General features: G+C 74.8%; 14 protein-coding genes. 6 read left to right on the top strand and 8 right to left on the bottom strand.

Going from position 1 to position 15309, the window contains the following annotated elements:
* Positions 1-69 precede the first annotated feature (69 nt).
* The 4 genes from ABT160_RS39605 to ABT160_RS39620 form a co-directional block, all read right to left on the bottom strand.
* The gene (locus tag ABT160_RS39605; protein WP_351653496.1) at positions 70-1221 is read right to left on the bottom strand and encodes an ABC transporter permease; all 1152 of its coding nucleotides are present in this window, start codon (positions 1219-1221) and stop codon (positions 70-72) included.
* A 104-nt stretch (positions 1222-1325) separates the two neighbouring features.
* Entirely contained in the window at positions 1326-2132 is an 807-nt protein-coding gene (locus ABT160_RS39610) for an ABC transporter ATP-binding protein (protein ID WP_351653463.1), read from the bottom strand.
* Positions 2129-3187, bottom strand: coding sequence for a peptidoglycan-binding protein (locus ABT160_RS39615; protein WP_351653465.1), 1059 nt, complete (start codon positions 3185-3187; stop codon positions 2129-2131). Before ABT160_RS39615 ends, ABT160_RS39610 begins: the two co-directional genes overlap by 4 nt.
* Positions 3184-3681, bottom strand: a complete 498-nt coding sequence (locus tag ABT160_RS39620; protein ID WP_351653467.1) for a hypothetical protein — start codon at positions 3679-3681, stop codon at positions 3184-3186. Before ABT160_RS39620 ends, ABT160_RS39615 begins: the two co-directional genes overlap by 4 nt.
* Positions 3682-3770: 89 nt before the next feature.
* Here ABT160_RS39620 and ABT160_RS39625 point away from each other — a divergent pair, with 89 nt between their 5' ends.
* Positions 3771-4430, top strand: a complete 660-nt coding sequence (locus ABT160_RS39625; RefSeq protein ID WP_351653469.1) for a response regulator transcription factor — start codon at positions 3771-3773, stop codon at positions 4428-4430.
* Complete coding sequence (locus ABT160_RS39630) at positions 4427-5587, top strand: ATP-binding protein (RefSeq protein ID WP_351653471.1); 1161 nt, start codon at positions 4427-4429, stop codon at positions 5585-5587. The genes ABT160_RS39625 and ABT160_RS39630 overlap by 4 nt, the downstream gene beginning before the upstream one ends.
* Before the next feature lie 172 nt (positions 5588-5759).
* On the opposite strand, the gene ABT160_RS39635 is transcribed toward ABT160_RS39630, so the two are convergent.
* Positions 5760-6515 (bottom strand): SIS domain-containing protein, encoded by a 756-nt coding sequence (locus ABT160_RS39635; RefSeq protein ID WP_351653497.1) that lies wholly within the window; start codon positions 6513-6515, stop codon positions 5760-5762.
* Between the two features lie 231 nt (positions 6516-6746).
* Here ABT160_RS39635 and ABT160_RS39640 point away from each other — a divergent pair, with 231 nt between their 5' ends.
* Together ABT160_RS39640 and ABT160_RS39645 are read left to right on the top strand one after the other, a co-directional pair.
* The gene (locus ABT160_RS39640; protein ID WP_351653472.1) at positions 6747-7439 is read left to right on the top strand and encodes an iron-dependent transcriptional repressor DtxR; all 693 of its coding nucleotides are present in this window, start codon (positions 6747-6749) and stop codon (positions 7437-7439) included.
* 479 nt (positions 7440-7918) lie between these two features.
* Positions 7919-8815 (top strand): alpha/beta fold hydrolase, encoded by an 897-nt coding sequence (locus tag ABT160_RS39645; protein WP_351653474.1) that lies wholly within the window; start codon positions 7919-7921, stop codon positions 8813-8815.
* 23 nt (positions 8816-8838) lie between these two features.
* On the opposite strand, the gene ABT160_RS39650 is transcribed toward ABT160_RS39645, so the two are convergent.
* The 3 genes from ABT160_RS39650 to ABT160_RS39660 form a co-directional block, all read right to left on the bottom strand.
* Positions 8839-10431 (bottom strand): transporter, encoded by a 1593-nt coding sequence (locus ABT160_RS39650; protein WP_351653476.1) that lies wholly within the window; start codon positions 10429-10431, stop codon positions 8839-8841.
* On the bottom strand, positions 10428-11252 hold the full coding sequence (locus ABT160_RS39655) for an ABC transporter ATP-binding protein (RefSeq protein WP_351653478.1): 825 nt from the start codon (positions 11250-11252) through the stop codon (positions 10428-10430). The genes ABT160_RS39650 and ABT160_RS39655 overlap by 4 nt, the downstream gene beginning before the upstream one ends.
* Before the next feature lie 90 nt (positions 11253-11342).
* Positions 11343-12014, bottom strand: a complete 672-nt coding sequence (locus tag ABT160_RS39660; protein WP_351653480.1) for a bifunctional DNA primase/polymerase — start codon at positions 12012-12014, stop codon at positions 11343-11345.
* 322 nt (positions 12015-12336) lie between these two features.
* On the opposite strand from ABT160_RS39660, the gene ABT160_RS39665 reads away from it, so the two are divergent.
* Positions 12337-13719 (top strand): NsdA family TPR-like regulatory protein, encoded by a 1383-nt coding sequence (locus ABT160_RS39665; RefSeq protein ID WP_351653481.1) that lies wholly within the window; start codon positions 12337-12339, stop codon positions 13717-13719.
* A gap of 155 nt (positions 13720-13874) precedes the next feature.
* Positions 13875-15272: a hypothetical protein gene (locus ABT160_RS39670; protein WP_351653482.1), complete on the top strand. Its 1398-nt coding sequence runs from the start codon at positions 13875-13877 to the stop codon at positions 15270-15272.
* Positions 15273-15309 lie beyond the last annotated feature (37 nt).

A 15309-nucleotide genomic window follows, 5' to 3' on the forward strand; every position in this document is an offset into this window, starting at 1 on the left:
GCCGCCCGGGTGGGGCGGCGCGCACCGCGCGGGTCCTGGTTCGTGTCCCGGGCCGTGTCTTCAGGGTCCCTACGCCGCGTGCAGGGCGAGGGTGGGGGAGAGCCTGGCGGCCCGTACGGCGGGGTAGAGCCCGGCGACGCTGCCGATGGCGAGGGTGGCGGCGAAGCCGCCGGCGACGGCCCAGAGGGGGACGACCCAGGGCAGGCCGCCCGCGGTGGCGTAGGCGCCGGTGGCGGCGGCGCCGAGGGCGACTCCGGCGAGGCCGCCGAGGCCGGAGAGCATCAGGGACTCGGTGACGAACTGGATCCTGATCTGGCCGCGGGTGGCGCCGAGGGAGCGGCGCAGGCCGATCTCGTGGCGGCGCTCGAGGACCGAGATGATCATGGTGTTGGCCACGCCGACCCCGCCGACCAGCAGGGCGATCCCGCCGAGTCCGAGGAGCAGGGTGGAGAAGGCGCCTTCGGTCGCGGCCTTGGCCTTGAGGGCCGAGGAGGGGTCGCCGACCTCCACGTTCTGCGGGTTCTCGGGGTCGATGGTGGCGGCCAGGAGCTTCTGGACGTCGTGGACGGCCGCGTCGGTGGAGCGTTCGTACACGGCCGTGGGGTGGCCGTCGAAGCCGAGCAGCCGCTGGGCGGCGGGCCAGCCGACGAGGGCGGCGCGCTCGATCTCGGGGGCGAGGGGGAGCGGGGCGAGGACGCCGATGACGGTGAAGTAGCGGTCGCCGATCCACACCTGCTGTCCGGGCGCGGTGATGCCGAGGCGCTGGGCGGCGACGTGGCCGAGGACGACGGAGGGGTAGCGGGAGTTGGCGGCGTTGAGCCAGGCGCCGCGGGCGACGCTGCCGCGCAGCACGTCGAGCAGGCCCTCGTCGGCGGCCTTGACGCCGATGCCGCCGGTCTCGTCGGCGGGGATCTTCTCGGTGCGCCGGACCGACTGCTTGAGGTCGCCGGTCGCGCCGACCTCCTCGACGCCCTTGATGCGGCCGACCATGCCGGGCGCGGTCTTGGGCAGTTTGACGTCCTGGCCGCTGAACATCCCCTGGCCGGGCTTGGCGACCAGCATGTTGGTGCCGAGCGCGTCGAGCTGGCGCATGAGCTTGGCCTGGCTGGAGGCGCTGATGCCGACCACGGCGATCATGGTGGCGATGCCGATGGCGATGCCGAGCGCGGACAGGACGACGCGGACGGGGCGGCTGCGCAGTCCCGCGGAGCCGACGTGCAGGACGTCGCGGGGTCCGAGCCGGGCGGCCTTGAGGTCCTTGTGGGAGGCGGTGGGGGCCGCGGGGGTGTCGGGGGCCGTGGGGGCCGCAGGGGTGGCGGGGGCGGTCACGGTGCGGCCTCCCCGCGCCGGGTGTCGGCGACGACCCGGCCGTCCTTGATCCTCACCTGGCGCGGCAGGCGGGCGGCGATCTCGGTGTCGTGGGTGATGACGGCGATGGTGGCGCCCTCCGCGTTGAGGTCGTGCAGCAGTTCCATGACGGCTTCGCCGGAGGAGGAGTCGAGGGCGCCGGTGGGCTCGTCGGCGAGGAGGAGCGAGGGCTCACCGACGACGGCGCGGGCGATGGCGACGCGCTGCTTCTGGCCGCCGGAGAGCTCGTGCGGGCGGTGGCGCATCCGGTCGGCGAGGCCGACGCGGCCGAGCGCGTCGGCGGCCAGGGCGCGGCGCCGGGCCCGGGGGAGCCCGGAGTAGAGCAGTCCTTCGGCGACGTTGTCCTGGGCGCTGACGCCGGGGACGAGGTGGAACGCCTGGAAGACGAAGCCGATGTGACGGGCCCTCAGGGCGGACAGGCGGCGGTCGGTGAGGCGGGCGACGTCGTGCCCGGCGATGCTGACGCTGCCGGTGGTGGGGCGGTCGAGGGTGCCCACGACGTGCAGCAGGGTGGACTTGCCGGAGCCGGACGGGCCGACGATGGCGAGGAGTTCGCCGCGTCCCACGGCGAGGTCGACCCCGTCGAGGGCCCGGACCCCGCCCGCGTACTCCTTGGTGACACCGGTGAGCCGGACGACCTCCTCGGACCGTCCGAGCGTGCCGTCCACCGCGGTCGCCTCGGACCGTACGGCCTCTCCGCGCCCCGCGGTCGCCTCGGCCCGGGGGACGGGCGCGGTCGCCTCGTCGGCGGGGTGCGTGGTCATGCGGACGGCACCCCGACCTTCGTGCCCTCGCGCAGTCCGTCGCCGGTGACCTCGACCCGGCCCTGTCCGAACATGCCGAGTTCCACCCGTACGTCGCGGGCCTTGCCGTTCTCGACGACCTGGACGCCGTAGCCGCCGCCGGGCAGCGCGAGCAGGGCGTTGACCGGCACGGACAGGACGTTCTCGCGGGTCTGTCCGGTGAGTTCGACGCCGACCGGGGCCTGGTCGACGCCCTTGACGCGGCCGGGGTCGTCGAAGGACACGGTGATCTCGATCTTGGGGGTCTTGTCCTGCTGGTCGTCGCCCGCGGCGGCGGTCCTGCCGACGGAGGAGACCTTGCCGGGCGCGCTGGTGCCGTCCGGGAGCTGGACGGTGACCTTGGTGCCGGTCTTGGCCAACTGGCTCTCGGAGACCGGGAGTTTGAAGCGGACGACGCGTTCGGAGCCGGTCACGGTGAGGACCGGCTTGCCGGGGGCGACGGGGTCGCCGACGGCCGCGCCCGCCTCCTTGACCCGTACCGCGCTGCCCGCGAAGGCGATCTGGTCGGGCCCGGTCCGTCCGGTCCGCTCCAGGTCGTGCTCCTTCTGCCAGCGCTTCACGGCGGCCTCGGTGCCCGCGGTGTACTCGTCGTCGACGGTGAAGCCGGTGTAGCCGAGCGCGGCGAGGTTCTCCTCCAGCTGGCGCACGTCCTTGCCCTTGTCGCCCTTCTTCAGGGTGCGGTACATGGGCTCGGAGCCGTACATCAGGCGGACGGCCTTGCCGTCGGTCTCGTAGAGCCGTCCGTCGCGCTTGACGGTGGAGCCGCCGGGGGCGATCCAGGTCAGGGTGCCCGCGCCGCCCGCGTTGAGCTTGCGCTCGCCGAGGAAACCCAGGGTGCCGTCCTGGCGGGAGCTGCTGCTGAGGTCGCCGCGGGTGACGGGCGCGGTCGCGGACGGGAGTCCGCCGTCCTGCTCGGCCCGCTGCTCCTCGGGCGTGGCCAGGGCGGTGACGGCGGCGCCGCCGCCTGCGACGAGGACGAGGGCGGTGAGTGCGAGGACCATCCTGCGCCGGGTCATCGGTTGGTGTCCCCGCACGCCTTGTTCGCCTTGTCGAACTTGGCCTTCTCGGCGCCCTCGGGCACCCGCTGGGCGGAGCTCATGCCGCCGCCCTCGAACTTCGGGTCGGGCATGTTGAAGCCGTTCTTGCGCATGCACTGCGCGTACTTGAGCATCTTGTCCTTGTCCGCCTGGGTGGGCCCCTGGGCAGCGCCGGCGCCGCCGGTCTTCTCCGCGCAGCTCTTGAGGGCCTTCTCCATCTGCTCCTTGGACAGGCTGCCGCTGTCGATGGACATGCCCCGCTCGTCCTCGCCGGGCTTGGGCTCGGGCACCTTCAGGCCCTGGTCGCGCAGGCACTTGCGGCGCTCGAAGGCCTGGTCGGACTTCTTGCCCGCGTCGTTGGCCGTGTCGTCGCCCTTCGCGCCGCCGTCCTGGCCGCAGCCGGTGGTGAGCAGGGCGAGCGCGCCCAGGGCGATCGCGGACACGGTCCTGAGGTGGCGCTGTGTGGTGGTCATGGCGGGAGCGTGCCGGGGGGCGGTGTTTCGTTTCCCTCAGCGGATGGGTTTACAGAGACGAAAGGTCCCTTTCGGTAGAGATGGGGACCATGCGCGTACTGGTGGTGGAGGACGAGGAGTTCCTCGCGGAGATGATCGCCGAGGGGCTGCGCCGCGACGCGCTGGCCGTCGACGTGGCGGTGGACGGCCTTGAGGCGCTGCGCAAGCTGCAGTTCGGGGCGTACGACGTGATGGTCCTGGACCGCGACCTGCCGGGCCTGCACGGCGACGACGTGTGCCGCCGGGTGGTGGCGCAGGGCCTGCTGACCCGGGTGCTGATGCTGACGGCGGCGGGCACGGTGCGGGACCGGGTGGCGGGCCTCGGCATGGGCGCCGACGACTACCTGGCCAAGCCGTTCGCGTACGACGAGCTGCTCGCCCGGGTCCTGGCGCTGGGCCGGCGCGCGCAGCCCGCGCTGCCGCCGGTCCTGCGGGGCGCCGGGATCGTCCTGGACACCGCGCGCCGCCAGGCCAGCAGGGACGGCCGGCACCTCCAGCTGTCGCGCAAGGAGTTCGCGGTCCTGGAGGCGCTGCTGCGGGCGCGCGGCGCGGTGGTCAGCGGCGAGGACCTGATCGAGCAGGTCTGGGAGGAGAACACCAGCTACCGCACGAACGCGGTGCGGGTCGCGCTGAGCAAGCTGCGCGCCAAGCTGGGCGAGCCCGCGGCGGTGGAGACGGTGCCGGGCGCGGGCTACCGGATCGCCTCGTGAGGTCGGAGCGGGCCCGCCTCACGGCCCTGTACGGCGGGCTGCTGGTGCTGGCGGGGGCGCTGCTCACGGCGGTGGTGTACCTGCTGGTGCGCCAGGGCCTGTACGCGTCGATCAGTACGGCGGTACGGGGCGCGGTGCCGGCCCGGCGGATGGACGCGGACACCTGGGAGCAGCTGCGCACACCGGCGCCGACGCCGTCGGAGTTCACCCGGGCGCAGGTGATCGACGGCGCGGTCAGCGGTGCGGCGGAGAGCGCCGCGCTGAGCCGGCTGCTCACGGTGTCGCTGCTGGTCCTGTGCCTGTACGCGATGGTGTCGGTGGCGCTGGCCTGGTGGCTGTCGGGCCGGGTGCTGCGCCCGGTCGCGGTGATCACGGAGACCGCGCGGCGCCTGTCGGGGGAGAACCTGCACGAGCGGATCGCGCTGGCCGGGCCGCCCGGGGAGCTGAAGCGGCTCGCGGACACCTTCGACGGGATGCTGGACCGCATGGAGCAGCTGGTGACGGCGCAGCAGCGGTTCGCGGCGAACGCGGCGCACGAGCTGCGCACCCCGGTGGCGGTGCAGCGGGCGGCGGCGGAGATCGGCCTCGCGGGCGGGCCGGACCCGGCGAAGGTGGCGCGGATCAGGGAGAAGCTGGTCGCGGTGGCGGACGACAGCGAGCGGATCATCGACGGGCTGCTGCTGCTCGCGGCGTCCGACGAGGGGCTGCGCGCCGCGGAGCCGGTGGCGGTGGACGAGGTGGCGCGGCTGACCGCGCACGGCCTGTCCGCGGAGGCGGCGCGCCGTGGGGTGGCGCTGTCGGTGGCGGCGGAGCCGCTGACGGTGCGGGGGGACGCGGTGCTGCTGGACCGGCTGGTGCACAACCTGGTGGTCAACGGGATCCGGCACAACGTGCCCGGCGGCCGGGTGGCGCTGCGGGTGGGGCCGCTGGGCGTGGAGGTGGTGAACACCGGCCCGGTGGTGCCCGAGGAGCAGGTGCCGCTGCTGTTCGAGCCGTTCAGGCGGCTCCGGGAGCGGCGCGGGGGCGGCCCGGGGGAGGGCGCGGGCCTGGGCCTGTCGATCGTGGCGTCGATCGCCCGGGCGCACGGCGCGGTGGTGGCCGCCGCACCGAACCCGGGTGGCGGGCTGACGGTGCGGGTGCGCTTCCCGGGGGCGTGAGGGGCGCCCGTACGTCCCCGGGCGCGCGGGATGCGCACCGGGGGGTTCCGTACGAGCCCGGGCGCCCGGGATGCGCACCGGGTTCCGTACGCTCCCGGGTTCCGTACGGCCCCCGGGTGCCGGAGCGCCGGACCGGGGTCCGGTCCGTACGCCCCCGGCGCCGCGCGGGGGCTCAGTGCCGGAAGAAGATCCGGTCGCCGTACTCGGTCATCACGCGGCCGTTCCACTCGTGCCCGCCGTCGACGTTGCCCGAGCGCAGCAGCGGAGGCTCGATGCCCCGGGCGACCAGGGACTCGGCGGCGGCGGCCATGGTGGCCTGCATCAGGGCGCTGGTGACGACGGTGGAGGCGGGCGCGAAGGGCGCCTCGATGCCGTCGTGGGTGAGCTCGGCGTCACCGACGGCGATCTTGGAGTCCAGGACGACGTCGCAGTGGTCCTTGAGGAAGGTGCCCGACACGTGCCGGGACTTGGTCTCCTCGGCGTACGCCACCGAGGTCACCCCGATCACCTTCAGGCCCAGGGCGCGCGCGTTCATCGCCATCTCGACCGGCAGCGCGTTGCGCCCGGACAGCGAGATGATCACCAGGACGTCGCCGGGCTTGGCGGGCGAGGAGTCGAGGACCGCCCCGGCCAGGCCGTCCACCCGCTCCAGGGCGGAGCCCAGGGTGGCGGGCATCACGTCGACGCCGACGACGCCGGGGACGGCGAGCAGGTTCATCAGGGCGAGGCCGCCGGCCCGGTAGACGACGTCCTGGGCGGCGAGCGAGGAGTGGCCCGCCCCGAACGCGAACAGCCGCCCGCCGGCCGCGACGGTGTCGGCGATCGCGGAGCCCGCGGCGGCGATGGCGCCCGACTCCTCGTCGCGGACCCGCTGCAGCAGGCCGATCGCCGCGTCGAAGAACCGACCGGCCAGTTCGCTCTCGCCCATGCCCGAACCCCTTCTCGCCTTCTGGCCGCGCCGTCCTTCGAGCCCGGCCACCGTGGCGCGGATCACGTGGGCGGTCTGTGCGGTCTGGACCTTTCCTCGCGCCGTGCGTGCTGTCAAGGCGGCGTCCTGACGGGGTTCTCCCCGGCGCGGCACGGTTGTCGGCGCCATGCGTCAGAATTGGTGGCAGGGCCACCGCACGATTCTTTTCATGTCACGCATCGAGGGGCACGAATGTCCGGACTGATCGACACCACGGAGATGTATCTCCGCACCATCCTCGAGCTCGAAGAGGAAGGCGTGGTCCCCATGCGCGCCCGGATCGCGGAGCGCCTGGACCAGAGCGGCCCGACGGTCAGCCAGACCGTGGCCCGCATGGAGCGCGACGGCCTGGTGCAGGTCGCGGGCGACCGGCACCTGGAGCTCACCGACGAGGGCCGCCGGCTGGCGACGCGCGTGATGCGCAAGCACCGCCTGGCCGAGTGCCTGCTGGTCGACGTGATCGGCCTGGAGTGGGAGCAGGTGCACGCGGAGGCCTGCCGCTGGGAGCACGTGATGAGCGAGGCCGTGGAGCGCCGCGTCCTGGAGCTGCTGCGCCACCCGACGGAGTCGCCGTACGGCAATCCGATCCCGGGCCTGGAGGAGCTGGGCGAGAAGGCCGAGGCCGACCCGTTCCTGGACGACTCGATGGTCTCGCTGGCGGACCTGGACGCGGGCGCGGACGGCAAGACGGTCGTGGTGCGCCGGATCGGCGAGCCGATCCAGACGGACGCCCAGCTGATGTACACGCTGCGCCGCGCGGGCGTGCAGCCCGGCTCGGTGGTGAGCGTCACGGAGTCGCCGGGCGGCGTCCTGGTGGGCAGCGGCGGCGAGGCGGCCGAGCTGGAGGCGGAGATCGCCTCGCACGTGTTCGTCGCCAAGCGCTGACCGGCCGGACGGCCTCCCGGGCGGGCCCGGGTCCTCCGCACCGCGTTTCCGCCGTGTTCCTTCCCGTCACATCCCGTCGCATCCGGTCGGAAGGGCAGCGCCCGTGCGCCTGGCGTGCCAGTCTTGGCGAAGGCATATGACCTCGGCCGGGAGGGGGCGGGGCGGATGCGCCCGCGCGGACACCAGGAGGGCCCCGGCGCCCTGCGGCGCCGGGGCCTGTCCTCCCCTGTTCCGACCCGGAGCCCCGAGCTCCCAGGGTCGTCCCCTTCGGACCGTTTTCCCCGAGCGGTCCGCCTCCCGCTGAAGATCTCCCCTCGGCAGCGCGCGCCAATCCTTGAGCGCGGTCACTCGAACGAGGGGTGTTGCGGGCGTGACCCCTGTTTTCGAATACGGGTTCGATAGTCTGGCGGAACGGTGATCCGGCCGGGCGCGTCCCGACCGGCTGCGGAGGACCGGGACCACAAGGGGGTGCCAGGACCATGCGACGTACCGACGTGACCGGAGCCGACGGCGTACGGCTCGCCGCCTGGGAGTTCGCCGATCCGCCCAAGGGCGGCGAGGCGCCCGCCGCCCCGGGGGTCTTACTGCTGCACGGCCTGATGGGCCGCGCCTCCCACTGGGCCGCCACCGCCCGCTGGCTCGCCGAGCGCCACCGGGCCGTCGCCCTGGACCAGCGGGGCCACGGGCGCAGCGACAAGCCCGCCGACGGCCCCTACACCCGCGAGGCGTACGTGGCGGACGCGGAGGCCGCCGTGGAGGGCCTGGGCCTGGGCCCCGCCGTGCTGATCGGCCACTCGATGGGGGCGCTCACCGCCTGGCAGCTCGCGGCCCGCCGCCCCGACCTGGTGCGCGCCCTGGTGGTGTGCGACATGCGGGCCTCGGCGCTGGGGGCCGCCTCCCAGCGCGAGTGGGAGGACTGGTTCCGCACCTGGCCGGTCCCGTTCGCCACGCTCGCCGACGTGCGCCGCTGGTTCGGCGAGGACGACCCCTGGGTGGAGCGGCCGAGCCCGGCGCGCGGGGAGTTCTTCGCCGAGGTGATGGCCGAGCGGGCGGACGGCTGGCGCCCGGTGTTCTCCCGCCGCCAGATGCTCACCGCCCGCGAGACCTGGGTGCACGACGCGCACTGGGACACCCTGGGCCAGGTGCGCTGCCCCACCCTGGTGGTGCGCGGCCTGGACGGCGAGCTGGGCCGCGCGGAGGCGCAGGAGATGGTCAGGGTGCTGCCGCGCGGGCGGTACGCGGAGGTGCCGGACGCCGGGCACCTGGTGCACTACGACCAGCCGGAGGGCTGGCGCCGGGTGGTCCAGCCGTTCCTGGAGGAGTGCGCGGGACGCGAGGCGGGAGCCGCCCGCGGACACCGGACGCCCCCCGCCTGACCACCGGCCCGGGAAGGCGCGGCCTACCCCTTGCTCACCGCCGACAGGATCTCCGGCAGCCGCCGCGCCAGCTGCGGGGCCGCCGCCTTCAGGCCGCCCCAGGTGACCAGCGCGCCGTAGGCCGCGCCCAGCGGCAGCAGCAGCCACAGCAGGGACCGCGCGCCGGTCACGTGCAGCGCGATCGTCAGGGCGATCACCGGGGCGCACAGCACCGCCGCCGACACCATGCCGCCGAAGATGGAGATCCAGGCGAGCCCCGCCTGCCCCGGCGCCACGTTCTTGTACGTGCTGTCCTGCGGGATGGAGTACGGGAAGCGGGCCGAGGCCACCGCGCCCGTCGCCAGCATCGCCCCGAGCAGCGCGAACGACAGTCCGAGCGCCTCCGGCAGCGCCCCCCAGCGGCCCAGCACGGCCGCCGTCAGGACCGTCACCAGCGCCGCGTACGGCAGGGTGACCAGGGCCAGCGCGAGGGCCCGGGCGCGCAGCTCCAGATAGGCGTCCCGGGTGCCGGAGATGGTCTGGGCGACCATCCAGAACGCCGAGGTGTCCTGCCCGAACTGGTTGTACATCTGGATGCCGAGCATGCCCGCCGCGAAGCACGCGAAGTAGATCGAGCCGGTGCCCTGCAGCGCGTTGAACAGCGGCACGATCAGGCCGATCGCCAGCGAGGTCACCCACGCCGCCTTGGTCTTGGGGTCGCGCCACACGTACCGCAGGCTGCGCAGCATCACCGTGCCGGTGCGCCCCTCGGGCAGCCAGCGGTGCCCGCCGCCCGCGCCGCCGCGGGCCTTGTCCTTCCCGGGGGCGGCGGCCTGCAGCGTCGAGCCGTCGGGGGCCGTCATCAGGCGCACCAGGCTGCGCTGCCACGCGTACAGCAGCAGCGCCAACGCGAGCGCCGAGAGCAGGAGTTGGAGGACCGCGGTCCCGTACGCCCCGCGTCCCGCCGAGTCGATCGCGCCGACCGCGGAGGCCGGCGGCAGCCAGCGCACCACGTCCCCGGCCGGCTCCAGCGCGGACAGCCCGCCCGCCCGGCCCAGCCGCTGCGCACCGAAGTTGACGAACTGCACGCCCACCGCGATCAGCAGCCCGCTGAGCACCGCCAGGTCGCGGCCCCGGCGCGAGGTCAGCAGCCGGGTGTTGGCCGCCGCGACCGCCCGGGCCAGCGCCACGCAGACCAGCACCACCAGCGGCACGGCGACGACGGCCACCGCCACCGCCGCCGCGCCCCGCGCGAGGGCGATGCCCGAACCGAGCGCCAGGCACAGCGTGAACAGCGGCCCGATGCCCACCAGGGACGCCACCAGCAGCGCCCGCACCAGCGGCCCGGGCCGCAGCGGCAGCATCACCAGCCGGGTCGGGTCCAGGGTCTCGTCGCCGCTGGGGAAGAACAGCGGCATCACCGCCCAGCCCAGCGCGAGCACCGCGGTCAGCAGCACGCACAGGGTGCCCGCGTCGGCGTTGCCGCGCAGCAGCACCAGGCCGAGCAGCTGCCCGGCGGCGACCAGCAGGGTGAGCACCACGGAGGTCACGTACGCGGCGGTGCGCCCGGCCGACTGGCGCAGCCCGTTGCGCAGCAGGGACAGCTTCAGCCGTACGAAGACGGAGGTCAGGCTCATCGCCGGTCCCCGCCCGGGCCGCCCAGCCAGTCCAGCGACTGCCCCTGGTCGCGCCCGTGCGCGCCGACCAGTTCGAGGAACGCGGCCTGGAGCGACGGCGCCTCGCCGCGCACCTCGGCGAGCGGGCCCTGGGCGCGGATGCGGCCCGCCGCCATCACGGCGACCCAGTCGCACAGCGACTCGACCAGCTCCATCACGTGGCTGGAGAAGACGACGGTGGCGCCGGAGCGGGTGTAGCGCTCCAGGACGCCCCGGATGGTCTGCGCGGAGACCGGGTCGACGCCCTCGAACGGCTCGTCGAGGAAGAGGACTTCGGGGTTGTGCAGCAGCGCGGCGGCCAGCCCGATCTTCTTGCGCATGCCGGTCGAGTAGTCGACCACCAGCTTGTGCTGGGAGCCGGCCAGGTCCAGCACGTCGAGCAGCTGGGTGGCCCGCTTGTCGACCTCGTCGCCGGGCAGCCCCCGCAGCCGCCCGGTGTACGCGAGGAGTTCGCGGCCGGAGAGCCGCTCGAACAGCCGCAGCCCCTCGGGCAGCACGCCGATGCGGGCCTTCACCCCGACCGGGTCGCGCCAGACGTCGTGCCCGGCGACCTCGACGGTGCCCTGGTCGGGCCGCAGCAGGCCGGTGACCATGGACAGCGTGGTGGTCTTGCCCGCGCCGTTGGGCCCGACCAGGCCGATGAACCGCCCGGCGGGCAGCGTCAGATCGACCCCGCCGACCGCGATCTGCTGCCCGAACCTCTTCCACAGCCCCTGGACGCGCACGGCGGGCGGCGTCGTCCCCGACACTCCGCCCGCCACGTCAACTGCCTGCTCCGGCATGCTTCCTCGTGCCCCCTTCGGCGATCGCCTCTGCGCACGTCCGCCTCGTCGCGGTCGCACGGGTCGGCACCACCTTACGGAGGACCGGGGCTACCTCCCCCGAGCCGCCGCCGCCTCGCGCCCGCACGCGTAGGCCAGCGGGCTGATCAGCTCCTCCACGTCGGGCAGCCAGCGGTTGGCGGGGGTGGGGCGGCGGGCCCACTGCACCGCGCCGTGCCCGCCGATCCGGGTGGGCGGGGCGGCCAGGTAGTCGCCCTCGCCGCGGGCGATCAGGTCGATGGCGGACGGGGACCAGCCGAGCTTGCGCACCAGGTCGGCGACCTTGGCGGCGCCGCCGGGCAGTACGAAGAACAGCATGCGGCGGTCGGGGGTGCAGGTCACCGGGCCGAGCGTGAGCTCCATCCGCTCCATGCGGGCCAGCGCCAGGAAGCCGGCCGACTCCGGCACGTCCAGCGCGTCGAAGGTGCGGCCGGTGGGCAGCAGGATCGAGGCGCCCGGCTGCTTGGACCACAGGCGGCGCGCGACGACGGCGCTGCCCGTGGCCTGGGTCGCCCAGTCGGGCTTCGCCGCGTGCGCCCCCGGCGCAGGGCAGTCGGCGGTGCCGCAGGAGCAGCGCTCGCGCCCCTCGTCGGCCTCCAGCCAGGTCCCGGGGAACACGTCCCAGTGCCGCTCTTCCGCGTACCGCACGGCGCTGTCCAGCAGCTGCTCGCCGCGCTGCTTGGGGATGGGTGCGGTCTCCGTGACTCCGATGGTCTCTTCCACGAAGAACTCAACTCCCGCCACCACCTCGGGTTACGGGCGCAGGCGGGGGCGGCGTGGCGCATCGATCCTGCATCCGGGGCGCACGGGTGCACGGGTGGGGGCGCGCGAGGGGACGGGGAGCGGCGGGCGGGTAACCACATGCGGGGGCGCCGGTGCGGTCGTCTCCCGCGATAGCGCGGCATTGCGGCGGATCCAGGCGAATTCCAGTAAATGACTGGAATGCCATGGTTCGCACGCATTGCCACCTCTTCTTCTGCATTCTCCGCATAGCCGCCGGGCAGTGATCACGCATATGACCGCGGACCGGCCTCAGGGGGTAGTCATGGCAGCCAGGCCTCTCGTCGCGCGCCAGCCGAACGAACGCTTGCAGGCGCTCATCCAGGAAGCCGGGTGCTCCAACGCCGGCCTCGCCCGACGCGTGAACATGGTCGGCGCGGAACGCGGGCTCGACCTGCGGTACGACAAGACGTCGGTGGCGCGCTGGCTGCGCGGGCAGCAGCCGCGCGGCCGGGCGCCGGGCATCATCGCCGAGGCGCTGGGCCGCAAGCTGGGCCGCACGGTCACGATCGACGAGATCGGGATGGCCAACGGCAAGAACCTGGCGTCCGGGGTGGGCCTGCAGTTCTCGCCGACGGTGCTCGGCGCGATCGAGCAGGTCTGCGAGCTGTGGCGCTCGGACGTGGGCCGCCGCGACTTCCTCTCCGGCTCCACGGTGGCCGCCTCCGCGCTGGTGGAGCCCAGCAGGGACTGGCTGATCACGGGCGCGGACGCGCAGGTGGCGCGGTCGGCCGGGGCGCGCGTGGGTGTCTCGGACGTGGAGGCGGTACGGGCGATGACGCAGGCGCTCACCGAGCTGGACCACCGCTTCGGTAGCGGGCACGTGCGGCCGGTGGTGGTGCACTACCTCAACAGCGTGGTCTCCGGGCTGCTTTCGGGCTCGTACCGGGAGAGCACCGGGCGGCAGCTGTTCGCGGCCGTGGCCCGGCTGACCGAGCTGGCGGGCTACATGGCGGTGGACACCGGCCAGCCGGGCCTGGCCCAGCGCTACTACATCCAGGCGCTGCGCCTGGCGCAGGCGGCGGGCGACCGCGGCTACGGCGGGTACGTACTGGCCGCGTCCATGAGCCACTTGGCGGCGCAGCTGGGCAACCCGCGCGAGATCGCGCAGCTGGCCAGGGCCGCCCAGGAGGGCGCGCGCGGCCAGGTGACGCCGCGCGTGGAGGCGATGTTCTTCGCCGCGGAGGCGCGCGGGCACGCGCTGCTGGGCGACGCCCGCACCTGCCAGGTGGTGGCCGGGCGGGCGATCGGCGCGATGGACCGCGCGGAGTCGGCGGCGGCCGACGACCCGGCCTGGATCGGGCACTTCGACGCGGCCTACCTCTCCGACGAACTGGCGCACTGCCACCGGGACCTGGGCCAGGCCGAGGCGGCGGCGCGGGCGGCCAGGGAGTCGCTGGAGGGCCACCCCGAGACGCGGGCGCGGCGCCGGGCGATCGACCTGATCCTGCTGGCGACGGCGCAGGTGCAGCAGCGCGAGGTGGAGCAGGCGTGCGCGACGGGCACCCGCGCGGTCGAACTCCTGGGCACGCTGCGGTCGTCGAGGGGCGCGGAGTACCTGGAGGACCTCCAGGCGCGCCTGGAGCCGTACGCGGACGAGCCGTCGGTACGGGAGTTCGGGGCCCGGCTGGAACTCCAGGCGGCCTGACGGGGTGGACCGGGGTGCCCGCGCGTGCGTGCTCCCGCACGGAGCGTCGCCGTGTGTCGCACGGCTGTTACGGGTCTCACACGTGTGTGCGCGCTGCCGGAGTGAGCCGGTAGCGTGAGCCGACGATTCCGTAGGTACACACGTGGGAGTTCCCGGTGACGCAGAGCGGACAGGGGCAGGAGCCGCCGCACGAAGGTGTGGTGCTGCCCGCAGACGGCAGCGGGCCCTGGCCGCAGCAGGCGGGCCGGACCGCACCCCCGGCGGGCCAGGACTGGGGCGGGCCCTGGGGGCCCGGACAGCACCAGGGCGGGCAGCACCAGGGCGGCGGGCAGCCGCTGCCCCCGCAGTCGCCCGCGCCCGCCGAGGAGGACGCGACCCAGTTCATACCCCCGGTCGGGGCCGGGCCGCTGCCGCCCGAGAGCCCGGCCGAGTCGACGACGTACCTGGGCACCGGCCCGCTGGTCCCGCCGTCCCAGGCGCACCAGCCGCCGCAGCAGGGGTACGGGTACCCGCCCCAGGCCGCTCCCGGCCACCCGGGCCGCCCCGACGAGCAGGCCACCCAGTACCTGCCGCCGGTCCCGGCGCAGGAGGGCGACCGCCGGCCCCCGGCCGAGTTCGACAGCCTCTTCCGCAGCGACGCCACCCAGCAGATGCCGCCGGTCCGGGACCAGGGTCCGGCGCAGCCGCAGTACCAGCAGCCGCCGCAGGGCGGCTACGGCTACCCGCAGCCGCAGTCCCCGCAGCGGCCCGCCTACGGCTACCCGCACCCGCAGTCCGGGCCGCCCCAGCAGCCGCACCAGCAGGGCCAGTTCGGCCAGGGCGGCTACGGCCACCCGCCGCAGCAGCCCGGCGGCCCCCAGCCGGCGCAGGGCGGCTACGACCCGTACGAGCCCGAGCCGGAGCGGCGCCGCCGCTCCCCGGCCGTGGTGATCGCCGCCGTCGTGGTGGGCTGCGCGGTGGTGGGCCTGGGCGCGGGCGCCCTGCTGAGCGGCGGCGACGACTCCGACAAGGGCAAGGACACCGGGCAGCCGGTGGCCAACAGCTCCGCCGCGCCCTCGGGCGGCGACAAGACGGGCGAGCAGCCCAAGGCGGACGACCCGGTCAAGAAGCAGGCCCAGGAGCTGGACAAGCTCCTCGCGGACAGCAACAACAGCCGCGCGGCCGTGATCCGCTCCGTGGACAGCATCAAGCGCTGCCAGAACCTGGACCAGGCCGCCACCGACCTGCGGGGCGCCGCCCAGCAGCGCCGCGACCTGGTCACCCGGCTGCAGGGCCTGAGCGTGGACCGGCTGCCGGACCACGCGGCGCTCACCGACGCGCTGACCCGGGCGTGGCAGGCGTCGGCGTCGGCCGACGACCACTACGCGGCCTGGGCGGGGCAGGCGAAGGGCGACAAGGGCTGCAAGGACGGCCACGCCCGGGGCACCGGCCAGGCCGTGCAGGGCAACAAGGCGAGCGGCGAGGCGACTTCGGCCAAGCGCGAGGCGTCGAAGCTGTGGAACTCGATCGCGGGCCGGTACGAGCTGACCAAGCGGGAGCCGACCCAGCTGTGAGCCGGGGGGCCGGGGCCCGGTGCGCCGGGGCCCCGGC

Origin of the sequence: Streptomyces sp. NPDC001941 (assembly GCF_040296945.1) — a bacterium.
Classification (GTDB): domain Bacteria; phylum Actinomycetota; class Actinomycetes; order Streptomycetales; family Streptomycetaceae; genus Streptomyces.